We start from the raw sequence: 24295 nt of genomic DNA, 5'->3' as shown, positions 1-24295 counted from the left end.
CACCGGTACTTTCTTTACCTGTTGTTCGAATTTTACAGTGATGACCGCTGATATCGATAGCGTTGCGGTTCTCGGAGCCGGCAGTATGGGCCACGGCATCGCGGAAGTGGCCGCCATCGCCGGCTACGACGTCGTGATGCGAGACATCGAGGAGGAACTGGTCGAAGACGGGTACGACCAGATCGAGTGGAGTCTCGGCAAGCTGGCGGAGAAAGGCCAGATCGACGAGGACCCCGAGGACGTGTTGGCCCGGGTTTCGACGACGGTCGACCTCGCCGACGCCGTTTCCGACGTCGACCTCGTAATCGAGGCCGCGCCGGAGAATCTCGACCTCAAGCGCGACATCTTCGCCGAGGTCGACGCCGCGTCCGGCGACGAGACGATCATGGCGACGAACACCTCCAGCCTCCGCGTGAGCGACATCGCGGAGGCGACCGACCAGCCCGAGTACGTCTGCGGGATGCACTTTTTCAACCCGCCGGTGAAGATGGACCTCGTCGAGGTCGCCTCCGGCGAAGCGACCCGCGAGGACGTCGTCGACGCCGCCGTCGAGTTCGTCGAGTCGCTGGACAAGACGCCGATTAGAGTCCGAAAGGACGTCCCGCAGTTCGTCGTCAACAACGTCCTGACGCCGCTGATGGGCGAGGCGGGCTTCATGCTCGACGAGGGCGACGTCACGATTCAGGACGTCGACGCCGCGATGGTGTTCCAGCGGGGCTACCCGATGGGACCGTTCGAGCTCAACGACTTCGGGGGACTGGACATCTTCACGCACTCGCGGGACCAGTGGGACCTGCCCGTGCCGGACTCGATTCGCTCGCGGGTCGAGAACGACGAGTTGGGCCGCAAGACCGGCAAGGGGTTCTACGACTACGAGGACGGCGAGGGCGTCAACTACGAGCCGACAGACGGCGAGGGGATCGACACCCTCCGTATCGAGGCGCGGATGATCAACGAGGCGGCGAAGCTGATCGGCGACGACGTCGCCGATCCAGAGGACATCGACATCGGGATGCGCCTCGGCGGCGGTCTGCCCGAGGGGACCTGTCGGACCGGCGATAAGCTCGGTCTCGACAACGTCTTAGAAAAACTCCGCGACCTCCACGAGCGGACGGGCGCGGAGCGCTACGAACCCGCCGACTACCTCGTCGACCTGGTCGAGGAGGGCCACACCGGCGAGAAGGCCGGTCGCGGCTTCTACGACTACAGCGACGGCGGCCCCTACCACTACATCAGCCACGACCTGAGCGACGACGGCGTCCTCACCGTGCTCTTCGACCGCGAGGAGCGGCTCAACGCCTTCTCGACGGATATGTTCGACGAGGTCACGCGCGTGCTCGAAACCGTCGACGACGAGGAGGTCGCCTGCGTCGTCTTCGAGGGCGCGGGCGACCGCGCGTTCAGCGCGGGCGCGGACATCACCGGCTTCACGACTGCGGACCCGACTGACCTCGCGAAGGTCGATCAAACCGTGCAGACGATCTACGAGTACCCGCGGCCGACCATCGCGAAGATCGACGGCTTCTGTCTCGGGGCGGGACTGGAGATCACGCTCGCCTGCGACCTCCGCTACGCGACCGAGGGTTCGACGCTCGGCAGCCCCGAGATCGATCTCGGCCTGATCCCCGGCGGCGGCGGCACCCAGCGGCTGGTCCGCCTCGTCGGCGAGCCGCGGACGAAGGAGATGGTCTACCGCGGGATGCAACTGTCCGCCGAGCGCGCCGAGGAGTGGGGCATCCTCAACCGCGCGGTCGAGGAAGCGGAGTTCGAGGAGCTGATCGACGACGTGACGAGCGACCTCGCCAACGGGCCCCAGACCGCCCTGGAAGTCGCGAAGAAGGTTATCCAGCAGGGGCAGAACGCGAGCCTCGACACGGGTCTCACGCTGGAGAGTCAGGGCTTCGGACTGTTGGCGACGACCGACGACATGCTCGAAGGCGTCGCGGCGTTCAACCAGGACCGCGAAGCCGACTTCGGGGGCGAGTGAGATGACGCGGAACGTCGGCATCGTCGGCGGCGGCCACACGAAGTGGGGCGTCCGCGAGGCCAGCTACAAGGATCTGATCCAGGAGGCCGGCAAGGCGGCCTTCGAGGACGTCTCCGACGTCACGCCCGACGACATCGAGGGGCTGTTCGTCGGGTCGGTCCAGCCCGAGCGGTTCGCCTTCCAGACGCACGTCGCGCCGATGGTCGCGGAGCTTCTCGGCATCGACGTCGACAGCATGATCGCGCGGACGGAACTGGCGTGTGCGAGCGGGCAGGCCGCGCTGCGGTACGCGTGGCTCGCGATCGCCGCCGGACAGATCGACACCGCCCTCGTGCTCGGCGTCGAGAAGATGAACCTCCCGCGGCAGTACGACGCCGAGGCCCAGACGAGTATGGCCAACGTGATGGACCGGGAGTTCGACGGCGTCAACGGCTTCAACGCGCCGCCGTACTTCGCGATGATCGCCCAGCGGCATATGCACGAGTACGACACCACGCGCGAACAGCTCGCGCTCGTCGCCGCGAAGAACAAGACCCACGCGGCGAACAACGCGTTCGCGCAGTTCCAGAAGGAGGTCTCCGTCGACGACGTCGTCGAGTCGTTCCCGCTGTCGCCCCCGCTGTGTCTGTACGACTGCAGCGGCGTCACCGACGGCGCGGCCGGGCTGATCCTGATGAGCGAGGAGAAAGCGAGAGAAGTGACCGACGAGGTCGCGTGGGTCACCGGCAGCGGGCAGACCTGCCTCGCGAGCAACTCCATCAACAACCTCCCGTCGTTCTCGGCGTGGCCGCAGGCGACGAAGGCCGCCGAGCAGGCCTACGAGCAGGCCGGGATCGACGACCCCCTGAAGGAACTCGACGTCGCCGAGGTCCACGACTGCTTCTCGATCAGCGAGATCGTCGAGTACGAGGACCTCGGCTGGGTCGAGAAGGGAGAAGGCGGGAAATTCATCGAGGAGGGACGCAGCGAACTCGACGGCGACATCGCCGTCAACCCTCGCGGCGGGCTGCTCGGCTGCGGGCACCCGCTGGGTGCGACCGGCGTCTCCCAAGCGCTGGAGGTGTTCAACCAGTTCCGCGGGACGGTCGAACCCGAACGACAGGTGCCGGACCCCGAGACGGGGCTGATCCACAACCTCAGCGGCAGCGCCTCGGTGCACAGCGTGATGACTCTCGCGCGAGGACGACCATGAACGAGCACAACGACGAGACGACGAAGGAGACGGGTGGATCGGACATCGCGACCGACGGCGGCACCGACAGGGACGTCGTCGAACTGCCGGACCAGGTCGAACTCCCTCGGATGCTGGACTTCTACGAGCTCCAGACCGAGGAGACGACCCAGATCAGCGAGTTCTACGACAACCTCGCCGACGGGCAGTTGACGACGACGCGGTGCACCGAGTGCGACGAACTGCACTTCCCGCCGCGGATCGTCTGTCCGGAGTGCCACAGCGACGAGTTGGAGTACGTGGACCTGCCGCACGAGGGCGAGCTGTTCGCCTTCTCGACGGTCCGTGCGGGCGCGCCGATGGGGATGGAAGACGAGGTGCCGTTCGTGCTCGGCATCGTCGACCTCGGGCCGGTCAAGCTGTCGGCGCACCTCGACGACGCGGAGTACGACGACCTCGAGATCGGCGACCCCGTCGAGATGAAGGTCGTCGAAATCGACGGTCCGGTCGACCACGAGCGGGTTTTTTACCGGTTCGAACCACAGGAGTAGACAAGAAACGAGACATGAAGGACTACGAACTCACGATCACGAAGTTCCTGCAACGGGCGGTCGATCTCTTCGACCACAAGGAGATCGTCTCGAAGCTCTCGGACGGGTCCGTCCACCGCTACACGTACGGCGACGCCTACGAGCGGATCTGTCAGCTCGCCCACGCCCTCGACGACTACGGGCTGGAGATGGGCGACCGCGTGTCGGTGATGGCGGTCAACCACTACCGTCACTACGAGCTGTACTTCGGCCCCTCCTGCAGCGGCCGGAGCATCCACACGACGAACCACCGACTGCCGGAACACCACCTCACGGAGATCATCAACGAGGCCGAGGACCGCCTGCTGTTCGTCGACCCCGAGTTCGTCGAGACGGCCGAGGCCGTCGCCGACGACCTCGAAACCGTCGAGCAGTACGTCGTCCTCGACGACGAGGTGCCGGAGACGAGCCTCGACCCCGTCGTCGACTACGAGTCGTTCATCTCGGGCTACGACACCGAGTACGACTGGCCCGAACTCGACGAGGAACGGGAGTTCGCGCTGTGTTACACCTCGGGGACCACCGGCCTGCCGAAGGGCGTGCAGTACCGCCACCGGCGGATGTTCCTGCACACGCTGGTCCACGGCCACGTCGACGTCTTCGGCGTCAGCGAGAACGACACGGTGATGCCGGTCGTGCCGATGTTCCACGTCAACGGGTGGGGCTTCCCCTACTCGGGGACGTTCTACGGCTCGAAGCTCGTGTTGCCGGGGCAACACACCTCCCCGCAGGACGTCGCCGACCTCATCGACGCCGAGGACGTCACCGTCGCCGCGGCGGTCCCGACCGTCTGGATCGATATGGACGGCTACCTCGAATCCGTCGAGGGCGAGCCGTTGGAGAGCCTCGACCGCGTTCTCACCGGCGGCAGCGCGCCGCCCGCGTCGCTGATGCAGAAGTTCGAGGAGGTGTACGAGGCACCGATCTATCAGGGCTACGGGATGACCGAGGCCTCCCCGCACCTGGCGAACACCTTCGAGACGACGGAGATGCAGGGGCTCGACGAGGAGCGGCGCTACGAACTCAAGCGGAAGGCGGGCATCCCCGCGCCCGGCGCGCGGATCCGCCTGCGCGACACCGACGGCGAGCCGGTCCCGCACGACGGCGAGACGCCCGGCGAGATCCACGCGCGTTCGCCGTGGCTCACGGACGGCTACTTCAAGCGCCCGGAGGCGAACGAGGAGTCGTTCACCGACGACGGCTGGTTCAAGACCGGCGACGTCGCCACCATCGACGAGTTCGGCTACCTCGACATCGTCGACCGCATCGACGACGCGATCAAGAGCGGCGGCGAGTGGATCTCCTCGGTCGAACTGGAGAACTCGATCATCGACGCCGACGGCGTCGCCGAGGCGGCCGTCGTCAGCGTCCCCCACGAGAAGTGGCAGGAACGACCCGTCGCGTTCGTCGTGGTCGACGACCCCAGCGTCGACGAGGAGGCCCTGCGCGAGCACCTCCTGGAGACGTTCCCGAAGTGGTGGCTTCCGGACGTATTCCGGTTCGTCGACGAGATCCCGAAGACGACGACGCACAAGTTCAACAAGAAGGATCTGAGAGAGCAGTTCATCGACGAACACGGCGAACTTCCGCTGGAAGACTGAACCGTCCGTCGGCGAGAAGACCTCTCCGCATTCGATAGTAACCGAGAAGACATATGGAATCCGACATACTCACCCACACCGTCGTCCCCGAGGAAGCGCACGACCTGAAAGACCGCGCGCGATCGTTCGCGCGCGAGGAGATGCAACCGGTCGCGGCCGAGTACTTCGGCTCGGGGGAGTACCCCGACGAGGTAGTCGAGGCCGCTCACGACGCCGGACTGGTGGCCCAGGAGATCGACGCCGAGTACGGCGGTCCCGGTCGGTCGCTCGACGAGATCGTCGCGACCGTCGAGGAGTTCTTCCGCGCGGACGCCGGCCTCGGACTCGGCGTCGTCAGTCAGAGCTTCGGCACCGAGATCCTCCAGAAGTTCGGCAGCGAGGAGCAGAAGGGACGTACCTCGCCGCCGTCGCCAGCGGCGAGAAGCGGACCGGAATGGCCATCTCCGAACCCGACACGGGGAGCGACCTCGCGGGGATGGAGACGGAGGCGACGCTCGAGGCCGGCGAGTGGGTCCTGAACGGCGAGAAGTACTGGATCGGCAACGGCGTCTCCGGCGACTACATCACCGTCTACGCGAAGACCGAGGACACCGACGACCGCCACGGCAATCACTCGCTCATCCTCGTCCCCACCGACGCGCCGGGCTACGAGGCCGAGCCGATCCCAGAGAAGATGGCCTACCGGGCCTCAGAGCAGGCGCACATCGTCTTCGACGACTGCCGCGTGCCGGCGGAGAACCTCGTGGGCGAGCGCGGGAACGGCTTCAAGATGGTCGCGGAGTTCTTCAACGCCGGGCGGGTCCGGGTGGCCGCCCACGGCATCGGCCTCGCGGCCGCCGCCATCGAGGAGGCGTGGGACTTCGTCCACGAGCGCGAGGAGTTCGGCCGGGACGTGGCGGACTTCCAGTCGGTCCAACACGACCTCGCGGAGATGCGGATGGAGTTCGAGAGCGCCCGCGCGCTGCTGTGGCAGGCGGTCGACCACGTCCAGCGCGGCGAGGACGCCGAGCGCTGGGCCGCGATGGCGAAAGCGAAGGCGACGGAGGTCGCCGCCGAGTGCGCCGAGGCGTCGATCAAACTCCACGGCGGACGGGCGCTCTTGAACGACGAGCGGATCACCCGCGTCTACCGGGACGTCCGGATGCCGATGACCTACGAGGGCGTCGGTGCGGTGCAGCGCGACCTGATCTACCGGAACTTCTGAAGGCGAGCTGGCCGGTTTTCCGATCTCGGGGCTGTGTCGTCTCGGACCTGCCGCTGCCTCCTGGGAGAAAAACGATGAGAGCGCGACCGCGGGTTCAGTAGTTGCCGGTCGCCGCGATCGGCGGCGCGTCGTGCGGGCCGTACGGGGCGTCGTCGAGGTACTCGCCGGCGGGCTCGAAGTAGTCCGCGAGCGACGCGGCGACTTCCTTACGGAGCACGGTGACCGGGGTGTCGCCCTGAAGGTAATCGAGGGCCTGCCCGGCGGCGTCGATGTTGTACTCGGCGGCGCGCTCGCGGCGTGCCGCGTACAGTTCGACCTCGTTGCGGGCGACGGCGGGCTGTTCGGCCCGCGCGGCGACCGCGATCGCGGAGGCCGCCTCGTCGGCGTCGGCGACGCAGGAGTTCATCCCGCGCGCGCCGAACGGTGCGAGTAGGTGGGCCGCCTCACCCGCCAGCAGGACGCGGCGGTGCTCGTCGACGAAGGAGTCGGCGATCACCTGCAGGAACTTGTACGTCGAGGTCCACTGAATGTTGTCGACGTACTCCTCGCCCATAATCTCGCGGACGAACTTACGCATCTCCGCGTCGCTGGCGATCTCCTCGGGGTCGTCGTCGCCGAGGCACTGGATGTCGAGTCGCCATCCGCCGGAGAAGGGCACGAGCATCACGTTGCGGCCGCCCGCGGCCGGATCGTCGTAGTGGAAGAGCCGCTCGAACGGGATCGGCTCCTCCTCGATCGTGTTGCCCTCGAGGGTCTCGACGTCGACGATGATGAAGGAGTTCTCCGACTGATCGCCCTCGAACTGCGAGCCGATCTCCTTTCGGACCTGCGAGCCGCCGCCGTCCGCGCCGATGAGGTACGGCGTCTCCCACTCCTGCCCGTCCGTCGTCTCGACGTGGACGCCGTCCGGGGTGGACTCGACGGACTCGACGCCGGCGTCCCAGTGGATCTCGACGCCGAGTTCGTCCAGCGCCTCGTGCATGTACTTCTCCGTGGTGACCTGCGGGAGGCTGGAGAAGTGGGGGAACTCGCCGCTGCCGCCGGGGTTGTCATAGGTGCGTCGGAACACCGTCTTGCCGCGCCACATCGTGTGGCGGGTGGGCCAGACGAGCCCCTCGTCGACGAGGTCCTTCCCGAGTCCGGGGTAGTTGCGTTCGAGCGTCTTCAACGTCGAGCCGTGGACGTAGATCGCGCGGCTCCCGGCGCGGTCGCGGTCCTCGGAGTCCGCCTCGAGGATCGCCGCGGGGATCCCGCGTGCGCGGAGCGCGAGCGCGGCGGTCATCCCCGTCGGTCCGGCACCGGCGATCAGCACTGGGTCGATGTCAGTTGAACTCATCGTGTCTGTCTGACTGTTACCACACGTCCCTCATAATCGTTGTGGTTGCATCGACGCGAGAGCGCCGGAAACGGCCATTTCCGTCGGATAGCGGCAACGCTCAGACGACCGCAAATCACGGGGCCAGGCGACCGTCAGTCGGGTTCGCCGTGGTGGCGCGCCCGGTTCAGTTCAGTCCGAGCTTCTTGCCGACCCAGTGGTCCCGACCGGCGAAGACGAACTCCTCCTCGTCGGCGAAGACCGTCGTTTCCGCGACGAAGTCGTCCCACTCGCCGCGGGGAATCTTCTCCAGCTCGTCCGCCGACGTCGCGTCGGACGGGCTCGCGGCGACCATCTCGTCGAAGGTGTCGAAGTCGGTGTTCTCCCGCATGAACGCCTCGTCGAAGACCTCGACGAGCGGGATCTCCTCGTCCTTGTCGACGACGTCTCTGGGGTCCGGAAGGTCCGACGCCGCTTCAGCAGCCTCTTCGAGTGCTGAGTCTCTGGGCATGTTTCCCGCTTCGGAGCGCTGTACATAAATCCTTGCGGTACGCGTGTCAGCGACATACACGCACTCGGTCTATAGGCCCGATTCGTGCCACATTTTAGCACAGTATGTGTCACGCCGTTACTTCAGAAAGCGACACACGGTCCCGAGCGAAGGATTTTCTTCGGGAGCCGTCCGTTAGTCGCGTATGCAATACTACGAGGACGTCGAGGTCGGCTCGACCGCGACGTTCGGGGAGTACGAAGTCACGGCCGAGGAGATCAAGTCGTTCGCCGAGACGTACGATCCACAGCCGTTCCACACCGACGAGGAGGCCGCCGCCGAGTCGATGTTCGGCGGACTGGTCGCGTCGGGGTGGCACACGATGGCGATGTGTATGCGGTTGACCGCCGAACGGCCCGACGCGCTCGCGGCCTTAGCGGGTGTCGCGGCCGACAACCTCCGGTGGGTAAACCCCGTACGGCCCGGCGATCGGCTGTCGCTTCGGACGGAGGTGATCGAGAAGCGCCCCTCGTCCAGCCACGAGGACCGCGGCTACGTCACCACGCACGTCGAGGCGGTGAACCAGGACGGAGAGACCGTCGTCCGATTCGACGCGACGGCGCTCGTGAAGCGCCGGTCGTACGACGACCAGTAACGCCGGAGAACGCCCTCGACGGCGGTTGTCGGCCCAGTATCACGAGTGAAAATGACGGCGGGCGAATTATATACTGACACGGTCCACACCCTCGCAATGGCACACCACCCGCCCGCCGCCGAATCGGCCGCGCCGGAACCGGCCTCGCTCGCCCCGGACCTCCCTGACGAGATGGGAGAGACCGAGCGACTCCGCGCCGAGCGCGACCACTGGCAACACATGTTCGATCAACTCGCCGCGGAGTTCCCCGAACCGGTGATCGTCGTCGACGACGACGGTCGCCTGACCCACTGGAACGAAGAACAGGCCTCCTTCGTCGGCCTCGCGGCCGAGGAGGCGCTCGATCGACCCGCCCACGAGGTCATCGGGACCGAGGCGGTCACCGAGACGCTCGCGGAGAAGGTCGCCCGAACCGGTGAGACGATCAGGGAAGACGAGGTCCGAACGATCACCAACACCGCGGGCGAGAAGGGGCACGGACGGGCGATGGGCGTGCCGCTCACCGGCACCGACGGCTCCGTCGTCGGCTCCTTCGAGGTGCTGTATCAGGTGACAGACCTCGTCGAACAGCGCAAGTCGATGGAACACGTCCAGACGCAGGTCCGCGAGGAGCTCGAACGGACCGTCGGCGGACTGGAGGAAGCCTCCTCGCAGGTGACCGAGAACGTCGACGTGATCGCGGAAGTCGCCGAGCAGGAGGCCGAGCACGTCCGCGAGGTCGACGACGAGATCCAGACGTTCAGCGCGACGACCGAGGAGGTCGCCGCCAGCGTCGAGACGATCAGCACGCAGAGTTCCGAGACGGCCGAACTGGCGACCGAGTCCGAGGACTCGACGACGGCGCTCTTAGAGACCGTCGAGGACGTCGCGCAGGCGAGCGACAAGATGGCGACGGACGCCGAACACCTCGCAGAGCGCGTCGAGGAGATCGACGACGTCGTGGCCGTGATCGACGACATCGCCGATCAGATCAACATTCTCGCGCTGAACGCGTCGATCGAGGCGGCGCGCGCGGGCGAGGCCGGCGAGGGATTCGCCGTCGTCGCCGACGAGGTGAAGTCGCTCGCGGCGGAGTCGAAGAACGAGGCCGACCGCATCGAGGGGCTGGTCGAGTCGATCGCGACGATCGCGACCGAAACCGTCGAGGGCGTCGAACAGACGACCGAGCGGGTCGAGGCCATCGAATCGCAGATGGAGACGGTCAACGAGAACCAGCGCGAGATCCAGGCGTCGATCGCGGACGTCTCCGAGCAGCTCGAACAGATCGCGACCGCGACCGACGAGCAGGCCACGAGCGCCGAGGACATCTCGGCGATGCTCGGGACGACCGTCGAGGGCGTCGAACAGATCGCGACCGAGGTCGCCGAACTCGCGACCGCGAACCAACAGCAGACAGAGCAGGTCGCGGAGATCCGCCGCAGCGTGGAGGCGCTCGAACGCAACCTCTCCTCGGCGATTCAAACCGAATAGCGCGGGGACGCGGGCGGTCGTCCCGGGAACGATCGAAAGTCTACTCCTCGGAGCTGCCGCAGACGAGGACCGGCCGGTGCGTGCCGAGGATCACGTCCTGCGTCACGCTGCCGAACAGCGCCTTTCCGGCCGGCGAGCGCTTGCGCCCCCCGACGCAGATCTGGTCGACGTCGAGGTCGTCGGCGTACCGGAGAATCTCGTCGGACGGAGAGCCGCTCGCCTCCAGGAGTTCGGCTTCGACGCCGACCTCCTCCAGTCGGTCGGCGGCCTCGCGAACCGCCTCGACCTGGTTGACCGACGCTCCCTCGGGGTTGTCGTTGAACACGTGCAGGATGTACACCTCGGCGCCGCTCGCGTCCTCGACCATCGCCTCGATCGCGTTCGTCTGTGCGTGTGCCTGCGGGATATCGTCGTCCAGTGCGAGTAGTACTCGGACCATACCGGTGAGTGGAGCGCCCATCTACTTATAATTCAGCGACGATTCCCGGCTCGTCACGTGGTTTGGGCGCGTATCGGCACTAAAATCAGTGCACCCGAGTATTTGTTCGACATTGTCGAACAATTGTATCGATTGCTCCCTTGCAGCCCCCTGTTCCCCCCCGTGCGGCAGATAGATCCTAAGCGTCTCACACGGCGAGATTCCCGCGAGAGTCGGCAGGAAAGCGTGGATGTCGACCGCACCGAGTACCCGGATTTATGCCGTCGGACGCACGTAGTGCCCCTATGCTACGACGGTTCGAGGAGGCGGAACCGAGGGTCGACGACGACGCGTTCGTCTCGGAGATGGCGTATCTCGTCGGCGACGTCGACGTCGACGCGCGGGCGAGTCTCTGGCCCTTCACCTGCCTCCGGGGCCACGGGACGGCGGTCGAAGTGGGTGCGGAGACGAACGTCCAGGAGTTCACGATGCTCCACGGCGCGAAACTCGGTGAGGCCGTCAGCGTCGGTCACGGCGCGGTCGTCGACTACGCGACGGTCGGGGACCGCTGTCTCGTCGGGATGCAGAGCGCCGTGCTCAAGGGAGCCACCGTCGAGGACCGGTGCATCGTCGCAGCCAACGCGGTCGTCACCCACGACCAGACCGTCCCGTCGGGCCACTTGGCGTATGGGACGCCCGCGAAGACCCGACCGCTCACCGACTCACAACTGGAAGCGATCGACCGTATCCACGACACGTACGTCGAACTGGCTGCCCGGTTCCGCGAGGCCGGACTCGACGTTCGGACCGGAGACTGATCGAACACATCTGTTCGACAGCAGCGAACAGCTAGCGATCTGCGTGGGCCACGATATCCGTTGCACACCCTCGCGGTAGCGATACGCAACCGTGAAGACGCCAGGCCAACTGACTCACCGAACGCGGAATCTGGACGGTACGACGGTAACACCCGTACGGTTGTTATGTGACGGGTGTGTAACAGAGATATTCGACCTGATCGAACAAATGTTCGACCACGACGATGAGTGATTCACCCGCCAGTCGTCCACGAGACACACACGACACTTACTTGCTTCTCGACCGACGAGTACAGATATGGCACGAGAACCGGACCGTAGTCGGGGGATACAGTCCGATGAGACGCTATTCGACGTCATCGAACTCCTTCGGGACCTCGACGGTGCCGGTGTCACCGAACTGGCCGACAGGCTGGAAATCGCCAAGAGCACGGTCCACGGCCACCTGACGACGCTCCTCCGCCGCGGGTTCGTCGTCAAACACGGCCGGGAGTACCACCTCGGACTCCGATTCTTCGAGTACGGCCAGTACGTCCGCGGACAGCTCGAAATCTTCCAGTCCGGCCTCAGAGCCGTCGACCGACTCGAACGTGAAACCGGCGAGATGTCGTGGCTCATCACCCACCAGAACGGCAAGGCGATCTACGTGTACGGTCGCGGCGGCAAGAACGACATCAACGTCAACACGATCCTCGGAACCCGCGTCCACATGCACTACAACTCCGGCGGGAAAGCGATCCTCGCGCACCTCTCCGAGGAGGAGGTCGACCGGATCGTCGACCAACACGGCCTGCCTGCGCGCACGGAGAACACGATCACCGATCGCGAGCGACTGAAAGACGAACTCGAACGGATCCGCGAACAGGGGTACGCGCTCAATCTCAGCGAGGACCTCGAAGGCATCCAGGCCATCGGCGTGCCGCTGACCGTCGACGGCGAGATCCAAGGCGCGCTGAGCGTCGCAGGACCGGCCCACCGGATGTCGAAAGACCGCTGTGAAGGGGAGATCCTCGATCACCTCCGCGCGGCGACCGACGAGATCGACGTCACGATCGCGTACCGCTGATCCCCGCGTGCCGCTCGTCCGGGTGGCCGACCCGACTCATCAGAGGAGTGCTTCGAGTGCTCCGTGGGCGATTTCGCTCCCGACGCACCCGCCGCTACAGACGGCGGCGAAGAGACCGACGGCGAAGACGTACGACGACGCCATCTGTACGCGCACGACCCACTCTGCGCGCAGCGCTACCGTCGCGACCAGTCCCGCCAGCGGCGCGAGCGCGGCGACGAGCGCGTACAGCGGTCGGACGGGGAGGAGTTCCACGTAGCCGGCGACGCCCAGCGCGGCGGTCGCGCTCGCGGTGAAGAGGAAGACGGCGACGGCGGCGCGTTCGGCCCCGCGGGTACCGAGGACGACCGGGACGGTTCGCTTGCCGATCGACGCGTCGAAGGCGCGGTCGAGCCGGTCGATCCCGATCTTGACCCCCGAGAGAAACCCGACGAAGAGCAACGCGGTCAGGGCGACGACGGACTCGACGCCGGCGGTCTGAGCGGCGTATCCCCCGACGAGCGCCGTCGCGATCCCGACGGGGTAATCCGCCGTGACCGTCACGGGGTGTCGATCCAGATACGGCGCGTGCGACAGCGCGAGCAGGAGGAGGACGGTCGTCGACAGTCCTGCGAGGACCCCCGCCCTCGCCGCCAGAACGGCCGAAAGCAGCAGGACCGCGACCGAACCGATCCCGATACTCCACCGGAACGCTCCGACGTCGAGCCGCGGGGTCTCCTCGCCGCGCTGGTGACCGTCGACGTACCCGTCGCGCAGGTGCGCGACCAGGAGCGCGAGGCCGACCGTCGCGGCGTGAAGAGCCGCGATCGGCCACTCGAACGTCGGGAGGGGAGCGAGCGCCGCGCCGTAGAGGGCCATTCCGACGGCCGGGAGCATAAACGTCGGGCGAACGTACGCGAGCAACCCGGCGAGACCGCGGCGCACGGACGTCATAGACCAACGGTCCGTCCGGCCCGTGATAAATCCGCCGCGTCGCCGCGCGAATCGACGCAGCGGCCACATCCGATCAAAACAATTAATGCGACAGTTGGCTTGGTGACGCCTAACACGAGACTATGAAACTTGGTGACGCCCTCGCTCGGACGGTCCGCTGTTATCCCGACAAACTCGCGCTCGTAACCGACGACGGTCGGTCGTTCACGTACGCCGAACTGGACGAGCGAAGCACCCGACTGGCGAACGCGATCACCGATCGGATCGGGGCCGAGCGGTACGCCGTCCTCACGGTCAACGACGTCTCGGCGATCGAATCGATGTGGGCGGGGAACAAGCGCGGACGCTCGACGGTCCAGCTCTCCTACCGGGCGACCGTCGGCGAACTGGAACAGATGGCCGACACGGCCGACGCCGAGGCGCTCCTCTTCGACGACCACAACGCCGACGACGCGCTCGAACTCCTCGATCGCGGGGCGTTCGACGTCGCGATCCACGCCGGCGACCGCGACGTCGATCACGAGGACGTCGAGTCCTACGAGGCGGTCCTCGACGCCGCGAGCCCCGATCCGAACGACGCTCACCCCCACGGCGAGGAGTGCGCGATCCTCCACACCAGCGGGACGACGAGCGTTCCCAAGATGGTGCAGTTCGATCAGGATCAGCTCTGGTACGGCGCGATTCAGGGCGTGATGGAGCACGGCATCGACGAGACGGACGTCGCGCTGTGCACGTCGCCGTGGTACCACATGGTCACGACCGACGCGTGGCTCTACCCGCACTTCGTCGCGGGTGCGACGGTCGTGCTGCACTCGACGTTCGACCCCGAGGAGGCGCTCGAACTCATCGAGTCCCACGAGGTGACCGGACTGCTCGCCGTGCCGACCCAGCTGAAAGCGCTCAACGACGTCCAGCGCGCGAAGGAGACGCCCTACGACAGCGATTCCCTCTCGTACATCCGCACCGGCGGGGCGATCGTCACCGAGAACCTCATCGAGGCGACTCACGAGCACCTGAGCGAGCACCTCTACAACACCTACGGGATGACCGAGGCCGGGCCCGACCTCACCTTCGCACACCCCGAGGTGCAGGAGGAACACCCCGGCACGATCGGCAAGGAGGCGTTCTCCTGGGAGATCCGCGTCGTCGAGTCGGTCCCGGTCTCCGAGCACCCCGATCCCGAGGCGACCGTCGATCCCGGCGAGCGCGGTGAGGTCATCGCCCGCGGTCCGGGGATGTCCCACGAGTACATCGACAACGAGGAGGCCTCGGCGAAGTCGTACTTCGACGGCTGGCTCCGGACGCGCGACGTCGCCCGCGTCGACGAGGACGGCTACCTCTACATCGTCGACCGCGTCGACAACATGATCAACAGCGGCGGCGAGAACGTCTACCCCGCGGAGGTCGAGCGGGTCCTCGGCAACCACCCGGAAGTGACGGAGGCCTGCGTGTTCGGCCTCGACGACGAGGAGTGGGGCCAGATCGTCACCGCCGTCGTGGTGACCGAGAGCGACCTCACTGAGGAGGAACTCGACGAGTACTGCCTCCAGCACGACGGCCTCGCGGACTTCAAGCGGCCGCGGAACTACGCGCTGACCGACGAGCCGCTCCCGCGGACCGACACCGGGACCATCGTCCGCGAGGACCTGATTCAGAAGCACTTCGCCTGAGGGCGACGCGTCGAGGAGGGAACCGCATTTCGCGCGTTGCGGCCGTTTTCAGAAGAAAAACACGAACAGGGCGATCTGGATCGGGAGCAGGATCACCATCGTCGCGATCGTGCACACCGTCGCCATCCGGCTGAGTTCCATCGTGTCGACGACGCCGAGGCCGAGCATCGCGACCAACACGGCCGACTGATAGGGGAAGAAGTACGCGTTCAGCGCCACGCTCTCGATCATCGCCACCGGGACCAGCGGGATCCCGGCGCTGGTCGCGAAGGAGACGAAGACCGGCGTGATGACGCTCGCGACGGCCATCCCCTCCATCACGAACGCCAGGAGCATCGAGACGCCGACGACGAAGAGGAGCACGAGTGGGAGCGACGGATCGCTCGGGAGGTACGACAGCATCGTCTCGGCCGCCAGGTCGGTGAAGTCCGTGCGCTGCAGCCCCTCCGCGATGGCGAAGATCGCCCCGAGGAAAAACAGGATCGAGAAGTCGGTCTCGCCGATGGCGTCGTGGTCGATGACGCCGATTCCCGGCGTGAACGCCAGCAGCGCGACGACGACCGCGCCGAACATCGGGTGGAGGCCGTGGACGAAGTCGGTCGCCCAGATCGCCACGCCGACGAGCAGGAACGCGAGCATCCGGCGCTCTTTCGTCGTCGGCGCCACCGTGTCGACGGTGTCGGGTGCGTCGATCGCGTCCCGATCGCTGGGTCGATACAGGAGGTAGGTGACGGCGACGACGACGGCCACGCGGCCCAGGCCCATCACCGGGCCCATCCAGACCGTCCACTCCGTCCACGTGATCGCGGGGCCGCCGCTGGACTCGACCAGACCGGTGACGATGATGTTCGCGAGCGACCCCGTCAGGATGCCCGACGCGCCGTAGTAGGTCGCGAAGAGCGGCCCGAGAAAGAGGCCGATCTTCGCGCTCCGCTCGGTGAACAGGTCCCCGAGCGACTTGAGGATCGGCGCGAGGATGAGCACGCGGACGAGCGAGGAGGGGACGAGGACGGCGAGCGCGAAACTGCCGATCGAGAGGGAGACGAGCAGGTACCGGTAGACGGCGACTGCGTCCGCGGTGATTCGCTCCGGCATCCGAGAGAGCGCGATTCGCTCGACGAGCCCGGCGAGTCCGCTCGCGGTGGCAGCCTCCCCGATCAGTAGTCCGACCACGACGAGCCACGTCGCGGGCGAGCGAAAGCCCGTCAGCGCGAGTTCCGTCGAGAATCCCACGCCCATCAGTCCGATCCCGATCAGCGCCGTGAACCACGGCTGCACGGGAGAGCCGATCCACATCGCGACGCAGAAGAGGGTGATCGCGAGCATCCGGGCCGCGTCCGGATTCACCGGCGCGAACTGGAGGACCGCCCCCGCGGCGAGCGCGCCGGCGGGCAGGGCGAGCCACGACGGATCCACCGGGAGCGTCGCGTTCACCCGCGCCGAGAGTCCATCAGTCATCGTTGTGTCGCACGTGTCACCGTGGACCACAATAGGGGTATCGGTGTGCCCGCAGTCTTCGGATCTGGGCGTCGATCGGAGCGGCACGGACGGGGAGAGGCACGGACGGCGACCGGCGGCGTCGAAACCAAGTCCGACGCCACGCGTTACGGCCACGTCGGGACGCGTTACGCCCGCTCGCGACGGGACAGTTTAACACCCACGCCACCGTACGTACGGGCGATGCCCGACACAGATACCGCGATCACCGAGATCGCACCGGACGTCTACGACATCACCGTGAAGACCGCGCCGGACGCTCGCTGGCGAGTGTTCTGCTTCGACGGCGAGACGCCGACGCTCGTCGACGCCGGCTTCGAGGACACCGTCGACGTCGTCGCCGACGCGCTGGCGGAACTGGGGATCACGCCCGAACGGATCGTCGTCACGCACGGCGACCCCGACCACGTCGGCGGTCTCGCCGGACTCGTCGGCGTTTTCGATCTCGAAACGTGGGTGCCCGAGGGCGTCGAGGTCGACGTCGACGTGGACCACCGGTTCGGCGACGGCGACCGCGTCGGGCAGTTCACCGCCGTACACGTGCCCGGTCACACCGCGGCGCACCACGCGCTCGTCGACGAGGCAGCCGGCGTCGCCGTCATCGGCGACGCGCTGTTCGGATCCGACGCCCGGGGGCTCCCCGCGGGGTACTTCGTGCTCCCGACGGCGCACTACTCCGCAGATCTGGCCGCGGCCGACGACTCGCTGGAACGGCTGCTCGCGTACGACTTCGAGGTCGGCCTCGTCTATCACGGATCGAGCGTGACCGAGGGCGCGAGCGAAAAGATCGCAGCGTTCGTCGACTTCAACGGAAAGCGCTGATCGTGCGCGGATAGAAGAGTTCAGTTCTCGGCGATCGCGTCCGAGAGGTCCTTGCCGGCGTGTTCGCCGAGGTACGCCTCGATGACCGTGTCGTCGTTTTGGATCTCCTCGGGCGTTCCCTGGGCGATGAGTTTGCCGTTGTCGAGGACCATCACGCGCTCTGAGACGCTCATCAGCGCGCGCATCACGTGGTCGATGAGGAACACCGTCTTGCCCTCGTCGATGATGTCACCGACGAGGTCGATGATGCCCTCCGTCTCCTCGGGGTCGAGTCCGCCGGCGACCTCGTCGAACAGCACCATCTCGGGGTCGGTCGCGAGCACGCGCGCGATCTCTAAGCGCTTGAGCTGTCCGACGCTGAGTTCGCCCGGATCGGCGTGCATCTGGTCTTCGAGGCCGACGAACTCGATCATCTCCGCGGCGCGCTCGCGCGGGTCGTCGAACTTCCGGCCGCCGAAGGATGCGCCGACAGTCACGTTTTCGAGCAGCGAGAGGCTCCCGAACGGGCGGACGATCTGGTGGGTCTTCGCCAGCCCGCGGTGACAGATCTCGTGTTGGGACTGCCCGGTGATCTCCTCCCCGTCGAAGAACACCTCGCCCTCCGTCGGCGGGTGGACGCCGGTGATCGTCCGGAACAGCGTGCTCTTGCCGGCCCCGTTCGGTCCGATGAGCCCGACGGCCTCGCCCCGTTCGACGGTGAAGGAGACGTCCTCGATGGCGACGACCCCGCCGAACTTCTTCGTCAGCCCTCGGCCTTCCAGTAACGTCATTATCGTTCGATATCCAAGCAACGATGATAAACTTACGGAATACGCTGACGCGTGCCACGCGCGACAGCGACGCACGTCGAGGGCTGCAGCAGAGAGCTGTCACCGCCACGCCCCGCACCGCCAACGCAGGGGGAAAACGCTTTGAGGACGTTCGATATATGTCCGCGTGTGACTCTCAGACAGTTGTTCGACCCCTCGGCGATCGCCGTCGTCGGCGCTTCGGCGACCGAGGGCAAGATCGGATACGAAGCGATGGCGAACGCCGCGGCGTTCGACGGGCCGGTCTACCCCGTGAACCCGTCGACGGAGGGAGAACTGTTCGGCGCGGAGTTCGTCGCGTCGGTGACCGAGATCGACGACGACGTCGACCTCGCGCTCCTGTGCGTGCCGGGACCGGCGGTCCCGGAGGTCCTCGAAGAGTGCGGCGAGGCGGGGATCGGAGCCGCCGTCATCTACGCCAGCGGGTTCGCCGAGGCGGGCGGGCAGGGCGAAGAACTGCAGGAGGCGACCGTGGCGGCCGCCGAGGAACACGACATCTCGCTCCTCGGCCCCAACACCAGCGGCTTTCTCGTCCCGGGGATCGACCTCCGCTGTTCGTTCGCGAGCGGGGTCGAGGAGATCCCGGAGGGCAACGTCGCGGTCGTCGCCCAGAGCGGGGGCGTCGGACTCGTCTTGGCGTTCCAGTCCCGGCGGCAGGGCCGCGGCGTCTCCGCGGAGGTCGGCCTGGGGAACCGCGCGAACGTCGGGTTCGCCGAGGCGATCGAGTACTTCGACGGCGACGACCGGACGGACGCGATCGTCCTCCACGTCGAGGGGACCGACGACGGGCGGCGGCTGCTCGAGGCCTGCCGCGAGAGCGACACGCCGGTGGTCGCCTACAAGGTCGGACAGTCGGACGTCGGCGACTTCGCGGAGTCGCACACGGGGGCGCTGACGGGCGATCACGAACTCTACACCGCCGGGTTCGCCCAGTACGGCGTTCCGACGGTCGACGCGACGGACGACCTCCTCGACGCCGCGGCGGCGCTGGGCAACTCGCCGACGCCAGACGGCCCGAACGTCGGCGTCGTCACCGCGCAGGCGGGACCGGGCATCATCATCACCGACCGGATCCAGCGTGCGGGCGGTCGCCTGCCGGAGCTCACCGAGGAGACCCAAGCGCGCGTCGACGAGATCCTGCCGGGGATCACCTACGCCGACAACCCCGTCGACACCGGGCGGCCGATGCCGGAGTTCGGCGAGATCGTCACGGCCGTCGCCGAGGACGAGCGCGTCGACATCGTGCTGGTCTACGAGCTGTTCGAGGCCGCGCTCGGCTACCCGGTCGAGGAACTCGACGGGCTCGCCGAACGGGTCGACAAGCCGGTCCTGTTCGCCACCGAGGGAATCGAGGAAGACCTCGCGGGACAGCGCAACGCGCTTCGAGACGCCGGCATTCCGGTCTTCGAGACCCCCGAGCGCGCCGCCGACGCGGCGGGAGCGCTCGCCCGGTACGCGCTCCTCAACGACGACGACGCGCTCGCGGACGGCGGCGTCGCCGCTGGTGGCGGCGTGTTGCCCGACGCCGTCGCCGACGAGGAGGTGAGTGCCGATGAGTGACGCCGTCCCGGAACCGATCGAGTCCGCGCGCGCCGACGGTCGCGAGACGCTGACGGAGGCAGAGGGGAAGGCGCTGCTGTCGTCGGTCGGCGTCGAGACGCCAGACTTCGAGGTGTGTGCCGACGTCGGCGAGGCCGTCGAGGCGGCCGAGCGGATCGGCTACCCCGTCGTCGTGAAGGTGTCCTCGCCCGCCGTCACGCACAAGAGCGACTGGGCCGGCGGCGTCGGCGTCGCCGTCGGGCTCGACTCCGAGTCTGCGGTTCGGGACGCCGCCGTGGCGATCTTCGACGCGGCCGACGAGGCGGGCGTCGCGGCCGACGTGCTCGTCGAGGAGGCGATGGACGTCGAGCGCGGCACCGAAGTGATCGTCGGCGGACTCCGCGATCCGTCGTTCGGCCCCGTCGTCCTCACCGGCCTCGGCGGCGTGTTCACCGAGATCTTCGAGGACACCAGCCACCGGATCGCGCCGATCGACCGCGCGGAGGCCAGATCCGCGATCGAGGAGCTCCAGTCCGCGCCGCTGCTCTCCGGCTATCGCGGCAGCGAGCCGGCCGACGTCGACGCGCTGGCCGCCGCCATCTCGGCCGTCGGCGACCTCGTCTCCGATCACCCGATCGCCGAACTGGACGTCAACCCGGTTCTTGCGAGTTCCGATGGAGTAATAGCGCTCGACGCACTCGTCGTACTGGAGGAACGATAATGTACGAACGCACCTGGACCGTTCGGTTCTCGGACACGGACCCGCACGGTATCGCTCACTACCCCCGCATCGTGGACGCGCTCCACGAGACGTCGGACATGTTTATGCAGGAGATCGGCTTCCCGTTCTGGGAACTCACCGGCGACTACGACTTCGGCTTCCCGCTCGTCGATATGCAGTTCGAGTTCAAAGCGCCGCTCCACGCCGGCGACGACGTCCGCATCACGCTGACGCCCGACCCGAGCACGCGCGCCGTTCGATTCGAGTACGAGGCCTACAACGGCGACACGCTCGCCTTCTCGGGCTACGAGCAGCGGGTCTGTGCGAAGACCGGCGGCGGCGGGGCCGTCGAGATCCCCGACGAGATCCGCGAGAAGTTCGTCGAGTACGCAGAGGAGTAGGCCGCCGCGGGCGAGCGTCGCCCCTCGGGGGCGTCTCCGAGTCGATCAGCGGCGTCGATTCCGGCGTCCTGCGGCCCTGGCTTACGGACTGGCGATACGCTTTTAGGAATTACGTGAGTACCCCTGGGTATGGCGGAGTTCGAGAATCCATACGCGACGGAGGATCCGTTCGTCGAGGCGCACTTCGACTGTCTGAACTGCGGCGGAAAGCTCTGGGAGTACGGGATCCAGCGGCGGATGGTGTGTGAGGACTGCCGGACGCTCTTCAAGACAGAGGAGGTCTTCGAGGCGCAGGCGAAGGCCTCGGCGTAATCCGTTCGCGTCTGGGGAGGGGACGCGCCGTGTCGACTGCCGAAGGCGCGTCGACGCAGGGCAGCAGAGTCGCAGACGAGCGGTAGCGATCCGACGAGCAGGGTCTCAGAGCGACGCGTGGCCGCGAATGACAAGTGAAACCGTCCAACACACTTATTATCGAGTTTCGCCAACAATCGTGTATGGCACAGGAAGAGCCGGAGGAACTCCTAGAGATGAGTTCCGAGACCCGGAGTATCCTCGAGGAGCACAGTCTCCAGCCGCTCTGGGAAGTCGAAGACGATATGGGCCACGCCCTCACCGACCCCGGAGCGGACATCTGGAAGTGGGAGGACATCAAGGAGGCGATCGACGCCATCGAGCGCGACGTGCCGATCGCCGAGCTCCCACCGGGGTTCCAGCGACGCGTCGCCGTGCCGATCAACGCCGCGCACGCGATCTCGAACACGATCTACGTCGGGATCCAGACCGTCTCGCCGGGTGAGACCGCGCCCTCGCACCGACACGGTGCGAACGCGCTCCGGTTCACCATCGACGGCCACGAGGACATGAAGACCGTCGTCGCCGGCGAGGAGTTCCCGATGAAGGACAACGACCTGATCACCACCCCGCAGTGGGAGTGGCACGACCACGTCAACGAGAGCGACGAGACCGCCGCGTGGCTCGACGTGCTCGACCTGCCGCTCGTCCTCGACTCGCTGAACGCCAAGAACACCTTCGAGTACCACGAACTCGAACGCCAGCCGGTGACGAAGAGCCAGGGCTACTGGGCCTCCCAGTACGGCCGCGGCCGACCGCAGGAAGAGGTGAAGCAGGACGGCATCCCCGGACCGTTCGAGGGCATCCACGAGGCGACGCCGCCGTATCGCTTCGAGTGGGAGGAGATGGTCGAGTCGCTCCGCCAGCGCGCCGACAACGACGACCCCGACCCGAACGACGGGTACAGCCTCTCGTACGTCAACCCAGCGACGGGCAAGCCGCCGCTGTTCCCGACGATGTCGTTCCGCGCGCAACTGCTCTTAGAGGAGACCGACCCGCACTTCCACAACGCGACCGAGGTGTACTTCGTCATCGACGGCGAGGGCGCGACCCACGTCGGCGACGAGGCGTTCGAGTGGAGCCAGTGGGACATCTTCGTCGTCCCGCCGGACGAGATCCACCACCACGAACCCGACGGCGAGGCGACGCTGCTCGGCATCACCGACCGCCCCGTCTTCGAGGCGTTCAACCTCTACGCCGAGGCCGAGCCTTCCTCGTAAGGGGCTCTGCCGACTCTCTCCCGCCGTTCTGTCTTTCGTCCAGATACCGTGCGCCGCTCCCGAGCGTCGCCACACAGATCGCGACGGAGGCCCGTCCAGAATCGGTGCGTGACCCCCGGTCACGCCGTGTAGAACCGTATACTTTTTTTTATTGTATTATCATCATTGTGCCACACGGTATGGCTCGTGATGACACATCGATCCGACGACGAACGTATCTGAAAGGTGCCGGTGCGACCGGTACCCTCGCAATCACCGGACTCGCCGGTTGTACGCTCGGTGGGGGCGGCGACGACGGCGGTGACAGCGGTGGCGACAGTGGGGGCGACAGCGGCGGCGACTCCGACAGCAGCGGCGACAGCGGGGGCGACAGCGGCGGGGACGCGACGCCGCTGACCATCGCCGGGACGGTCCCGGACACGGGCAGTTTCTCCTCGCTCGGCGAGGACCTCCGCCGCGGCTACGAACTCGGCGTCGCCCGGATGAACGAACAGCTCGACCGCGAGGTCGAACTCATCCTCCGCGACGACGAGAGCGACGCACAGACGCTCCGCGAGCAGCTTCAGGCGATCGTGAGCAACAACGACGTCAACATGATCTGGGGGAGCTTCTCCAGTCTGCTCGTCACCGCCGGGAGCGCGTTCGCGGAGAACCAGGGGCTGCCGTTCCTCGGCATCGCGTTCGCCTACGAGGAGCCGCACCGGAACGACAACTACGAGTGGACGTTCGCGCCGTTCCCGAAGTCCCGCGACGTCGCCCGCTCGACGCTCGGCACGCTCGAACTCATCCCCGAGGAAGACCGTCCGACCAACGTCGGCATCTGGGAGCCGAACTCCGGGTGGGGCGAAGAGCAGGCTCAGTACTGGGAGGACGTCCTCGGCGAAGCCGGGTACGACGTCGTGATGCGCGAGGTCTTCGAGCTCGGCTCCTCGGACTTCTCGACGCTCATCAACCAAGCGGAGAGCAACGAGGTCGAAGTCCTGCTGTCGAACCCGACGCCGCCGGGCGGCATCACCGCGGTCAACCAGATGCGCGACAGCAACTGGGCGCCGAAGATGCTGAAGTTCGTCCGCGGTGCCGACCCCTCGGCCTGGTGGTCCGCGCTCGGCGAGGACGGCGCGTACGCGCTGATGTGCCCCGGTTGGGTGCCCGGGCTGACCGGCAACGGCAACGCCGAACTCCGCGAGGCGTTCTTCGACGAGTACGACACCGACGCCGACTACATGCCCGCGAACGTCGGGGGCTCGTACAACCTGACGCAGGTCGCTCAGCAGGCCGTCGAGGCCGCCGGCTCCGTCGACCCGACTGCGGTTCGCGACGCGCTCCGCAGCGAGGAGTTCGAGACGGTCATCGGAACGTTCAGCTTCGAGGAGAACGGGCTGCCCGCGGAGGGCGAACTGACCGCCCCGACCGGCCAGTGGTGGGAAGGCGCACAGCGGCTCGCGTACCCGGACACGGACTCCGAGCAGGCCATCGACTTCCAGTACCCGATTCTGCCGTGGAGCGAGCGATGAGCAGCCACTCGACTGACAGCACTCACGCCTGAA

The 24295-nt window shown here is 66.9% G+C and carries 22 protein-coding genes and 1 pseudogene; 17 read left to right on the top strand and 6 right to left on the bottom strand.

From position 1 onward, the window contains the following. The first annotated feature begins 40 nt into the window (after positions 1-40). From ACP99_RS15605 to ACP99_RS15585, 5 genes and pseudogenes are all read left to right on the top strand, one after another. Entirely contained in the window at positions 41-1987 is a 1947-nt protein-coding gene (locus tag ACP99_RS15605; protein WP_049987488.1) for a 3-hydroxyacyl-CoA dehydrogenase/enoyl-CoA hydratase family protein, read from the top strand. A gap of 1 nt (position 1988) precedes the next feature. Then, positions 1989-3179, top strand: a complete 1191-nt coding sequence (locus ACP99_RS15600; protein ID WP_049987487.1) for a thiolase C-terminal domain-containing protein — start codon at positions 1989-1991, stop codon at positions 3177-3179. Next, a complete protein-coding gene (locus tag ACP99_RS15595) occupies positions 3176-3709 on the top strand; it encodes a Zn-ribbon domain-containing OB-fold protein (RefSeq protein WP_049987486.1) in 534 nt (177 codons plus the stop codon). The genes ACP99_RS15600 and ACP99_RS15595 overlap by 4 nt, the downstream gene beginning before the upstream one ends. Positions 3710-3723: 14 nt before the next feature. Further along, on the top strand, positions 3724-5349 hold the full coding sequence (locus tag ACP99_RS15590) for a long-chain fatty acid--CoA ligase (RefSeq protein WP_049987485.1): 1626 nt from the start codon (positions 3724-3726) through the stop codon (positions 5347-5349). Between the two features lie 53 nt (positions 5350-5402). Then, positions 5403-6553: pseudogene (locus ACP99_RS15585) on the top strand (acyl-CoA dehydrogenase family protein). Positions 6554-6647: 94 nt separating this feature from the next. Here ACP99_RS15585 and ACP99_RS15580 read toward each other — a convergent pair. Together ACP99_RS15580 and ACP99_RS15575 are read right to left on the bottom strand one after the other, a co-directional pair. Beyond that, the gene (locus ACP99_RS15580) at positions 6648-7889 is read right to left on the bottom strand and encodes an FAD-dependent monooxygenase (RefSeq protein ID WP_081927523.1); all 1242 of its coding nucleotides are present in this window, start codon (positions 7887-7889) and stop codon (positions 6648-6650) included. A gap of 166 nt (positions 7890-8055) precedes the next feature. Then, positions 8056-8379 (bottom strand): hypothetical protein, encoded by a 324-nt coding sequence (locus tag ACP99_RS15575; RefSeq protein WP_049987484.1) that lies wholly within the window; start codon positions 8377-8379, stop codon positions 8056-8058. A 184-nt stretch (positions 8380-8563) separates the two neighbouring features. Between ACP99_RS15575 and ACP99_RS15570 the strand changes: the two genes are divergently transcribed. Then, positions 8564-9013, top strand: coding sequence for a MaoC family dehydratase (locus ACP99_RS15570; RefSeq protein WP_049987483.1), 450 nt, complete (start codon positions 8564-8566; stop codon positions 9011-9013). A gap of 96 nt (positions 9014-9109) precedes the next feature. Continuing rightward, complete coding sequence (locus tag ACP99_RS15565; RefSeq protein ID WP_049987482.1) at positions 9110-10483, top strand: methyl-accepting chemotaxis protein; 1374 nt, start codon at positions 9110-9112, stop codon at positions 10481-10483. Positions 10484-10523: 40 nt separating this feature from the next. Here the strand turns inward: ACP99_RS15565 and ACP99_RS15560 are convergent, their stop codons facing one another. Beyond that, the gene (locus ACP99_RS15560) at positions 10524-10922 is read right to left on the bottom strand and encodes a universal stress protein (RefSeq protein WP_049987481.1); all 399 of its coding nucleotides are present in this window, start codon (positions 10920-10922) and stop codon (positions 10524-10526) included. 284 nt (positions 10923-11206) lie between these two features. On the opposite strand from ACP99_RS15560, the gene ACP99_RS15555 reads away from it, so the two are divergent. Further along, on the top strand, positions 11207-11719 hold the full coding sequence (locus ACP99_RS15555) for a gamma carbonic anhydrase family protein (RefSeq protein WP_049987480.1): 513 nt from the start codon (positions 11207-11209) through the stop codon (positions 11717-11719). A gap of 298 nt (positions 11720-12017) precedes the next feature. Beyond that, the gene (locus ACP99_RS15550) at positions 12018-12785 is read left to right on the top strand and encodes an IclR family transcriptional regulator (protein ID WP_049987479.1); all 768 of its coding nucleotides are present in this window, start codon (positions 12018-12020) and stop codon (positions 12783-12785) included. Positions 12786-12824: 39 nt separating this feature from the next. Here the strand turns inward: ACP99_RS15550 and ACP99_RS15545 are convergent, their stop codons facing one another. Next, on the bottom strand, positions 12825-13718 hold the full coding sequence (locus ACP99_RS15545) for a hypothetical protein (RefSeq protein ID WP_049987478.1): 894 nt from the start codon (positions 13716-13718) through the stop codon (positions 12825-12827). 122 nt (positions 13719-13840) lie between these two features. Between ACP99_RS15545 and ACP99_RS15540 the strand changes: the two genes are divergently transcribed. Next, positions 13841-15388, top strand: a complete 1548-nt coding sequence (locus tag ACP99_RS15540; RefSeq protein WP_049987477.1) for a class I adenylate-forming enzyme family protein — start codon at positions 13841-13843, stop codon at positions 15386-15388. A 48-nt stretch (positions 15389-15436) separates the two neighbouring features. Here ACP99_RS15540 and ACP99_RS15535 read toward each other — a convergent pair whose 3' ends face one another. Beyond that, on the bottom strand, positions 15437-16846 hold the full coding sequence (locus tag ACP99_RS15535; protein WP_081927532.1) for an SLC13 family permease: 1410 nt from the start codon (positions 16844-16846) through the stop codon (positions 15437-15439). A gap of 222 nt (positions 16847-17068) precedes the next feature. On the opposite strand from ACP99_RS15535, the gene ACP99_RS15530 reads away from it, so the two are divergent. Beyond that, the gene (locus ACP99_RS15530; protein WP_197052490.1) at positions 17069-17707 is read left to right on the top strand and encodes an MBL fold metallo-hydrolase; all 639 of its coding nucleotides are present in this window, start codon (positions 17069-17071) and stop codon (positions 17705-17707) included. Positions 17708-17727: 20 nt separating this feature from the next. Here ACP99_RS15530 and ACP99_RS15525 read toward each other — a convergent pair whose 3' ends face one another. Next, complete coding sequence (locus tag ACP99_RS15525; protein ID WP_049987476.1) at positions 17728-18477, bottom strand: ABC transporter ATP-binding protein; 750 nt, start codon at positions 18475-18477, stop codon at positions 17728-17730. A 168-nt stretch (positions 18478-18645) separates the two neighbouring features. On the opposite strand from ACP99_RS15525, the gene ACP99_RS15520 reads away from it, so the two are divergent. From ACP99_RS15520 to ACP99_RS15495, 6 genes are all read left to right on the top strand, one after another. Beyond that, complete coding sequence (locus ACP99_RS15520; RefSeq protein WP_049987475.1) at positions 18646-20076, top strand: CoA-binding protein; 1431 nt, start codon at positions 18646-18648, stop codon at positions 20074-20076. Beyond that, positions 20069-20776 (top strand): acetate--CoA ligase family protein, encoded by a 708-nt coding sequence (locus ACP99_RS15515; RefSeq protein ID WP_049987474.1) that lies wholly within the window; start codon positions 20069-20071, stop codon positions 20774-20776. The genes ACP99_RS15520 and ACP99_RS15515 overlap by 8 nt, the downstream gene beginning before the upstream one ends. Then, positions 20776-21177, top strand: coding sequence for an acyl-CoA thioesterase (locus tag ACP99_RS15510; RefSeq protein WP_049987473.1), 402 nt, complete (start codon positions 20776-20778; stop codon positions 21175-21177). The genes ACP99_RS15515 and ACP99_RS15510 overlap by 1 nt, the downstream gene beginning before the upstream one ends. Before the next feature lie 129 nt (positions 21178-21306). Further along, positions 21307-21489: a hypothetical protein gene (locus ACP99_RS15505; protein ID WP_049987472.1), complete on the top strand. Its 183-nt coding sequence runs from the start codon at positions 21307-21309 to the stop codon at positions 21487-21489. A gap of 182 nt (positions 21490-21671) precedes the next feature. Beyond that, the gene (locus tag ACP99_RS15500) at positions 21672-22748 is read left to right on the top strand and encodes a cupin domain-containing protein (RefSeq protein WP_231554316.1); all 1077 of its coding nucleotides are present in this window, start codon (positions 21672-21674) and stop codon (positions 22746-22748) included. A gap of 179 nt (positions 22749-22927) precedes the next feature. Continuing rightward, positions 22928-24262 (top strand): amino acid ABC transporter substrate-binding protein, encoded by a 1335-nt coding sequence (locus ACP99_RS15495; RefSeq protein ID WP_049987471.1) that lies wholly within the window; start codon positions 22928-22930, stop codon positions 24260-24262. Positions 24263-24295: the final 33 nt, after the last annotated feature.

This window comes from Halobellus rufus (assembly GCF_000739575.1).
GTDB lineage: Archaea > Halobacteriota > Halobacteria > Halobacteriales > Haloferacaceae > Haloquadratum > Haloquadratum rufum.
This window is presented reverse-complemented; position numbering and strand designations above follow the sequence as displayed.

What these genes read in the sequence shown, in the direction of transcription:
- ACP99_RS15605 (WP_049987488.1), top strand. Translation starts at nt 41, where the DNA reads ATGACCGCTGATATCGATAGCGTTGCGGTTCTCGGAGCCGGCAGTATG.
- ACP99_RS15600 (WP_049987487.1), top strand. Translation starts at nt 1,989, where the DNA reads ATGACGCGGAACGTCGGCATCGTCGGCGGCGGCCACACGAAGTGGGGC.
- ACP99_RS15595 (WP_049987486.1), top strand. Translation starts at nt 3,176, where the DNA reads ATGAACGAGCACAACGACGAGACGACGAAGGAGACGGGTGGATCGGAC.
- ACP99_RS15590 (WP_049987485.1), top strand. Translation starts at nt 3,724, where the DNA reads ATGAAGGACTACGAACTCACGATCACGAAGTTCCTGCAACGGGCGGTC.
- ACP99_RS15580 (WP_081927523.1), bottom strand. Translation starts at nt 7,889, where the DNA reads ATGAGTTCAACTGACATCGACCCAGTGCTGATCGCCGGTGCCGGACCG.
- ACP99_RS15575 (WP_049987484.1), bottom strand. Translation starts at nt 8,379, where the DNA reads ATGCCCAGAGACTCAGCACTCGAAGAGGCTGCTGAAGCGGCGTCGGAC.
- ACP99_RS15570 (WP_049987483.1), top strand. Translation starts at nt 8,564, where the DNA reads ATGCAATACTACGAGGACGTCGAGGTCGGCTCGACCGCGACGTTCGGG.
- ACP99_RS15565 (WP_049987482.1), top strand. Translation starts at nt 9,110, where the DNA reads ATGGCACACCACCCGCCCGCCGCCGAATCGGCCGCGCCGGAACCGGCC.
- ACP99_RS15560 (WP_049987481.1), bottom strand. Translation starts at nt 10,922, where the DNA reads ATGGTCCGAGTACTACTCGCACTGGACGACGATATCCCGCAGGCACAC.
- ACP99_RS15555 (WP_049987480.1), top strand. Translation starts at nt 11,207, where the DNA reads ATGCTACGACGGTTCGAGGAGGCGGAACCGAGGGTCGACGACGACGCG.
- ACP99_RS15550 (WP_049987479.1), top strand. Translation starts at nt 12,018, where the DNA reads ATGGCACGAGAACCGGACCGTAGTCGGGGGATACAGTCCGATGAGACG.
- ACP99_RS15545 (WP_049987478.1), bottom strand. Translation starts at nt 13,718, where the DNA reads ATGACGTCCGTGCGCCGCGGTCTCGCCGGGTTGCTCGCGTACGTTCGC.
- ACP99_RS15540 (WP_049987477.1), top strand. Translation starts at nt 13,841, where the DNA reads ATGAAACTTGGTGACGCCCTCGCTCGGACGGTCCGCTGTTATCCCGAC.
- ACP99_RS15535 (WP_081927532.1), bottom strand. Translation starts at nt 16,846, where the DNA reads ATGACTGATGGACTCTCGGCGCGGGTGAACGCGACGCTCCCGGTGGAT.
- ACP99_RS15530 (WP_197052490.1), top strand. Translation starts at nt 17,069, where the DNA reads ATGCCCGACACAGATACCGCGATCACCGAGATCGCACCGGACGTCTAC.
- ACP99_RS15525 (WP_049987476.1), bottom strand. Translation starts at nt 18,477, where the DNA reads ATGACGTTACTGGAAGGCCGAGGGCTGACGAAGAAGTTCGGCGGGGTC.
- ACP99_RS15515 (WP_049987474.1), top strand. Translation starts at nt 20,069, where the DNA reads ATGAGTGACGCCGTCCCGGAACCGATCGAGTCCGCGCGCGCCGACGGT.
- ACP99_RS15510 (WP_049987473.1), top strand. Translation starts at nt 20,776, where the DNA reads ATGTACGAACGCACCTGGACCGTTCGGTTCTCGGACACGGACCCGCAC.
- ACP99_RS15505 (WP_049987472.1), top strand. Translation starts at nt 21,307, where the DNA reads ATGGCGGAGTTCGAGAATCCATACGCGACGGAGGATCCGTTCGTCGAG.
- ACP99_RS15500 (WP_231554316.1), top strand. Translation starts at nt 21,672, where the DNA reads ATGGCACAGGAAGAGCCGGAGGAACTCCTAGAGATGAGTTCCGAGACC.
- ACP99_RS15495 (WP_049987471.1), top strand. Translation starts at nt 22,928, where the DNA reads ATGGCTCGTGATGACACATCGATCCGACGACGAACGTATCTGAAAGGT.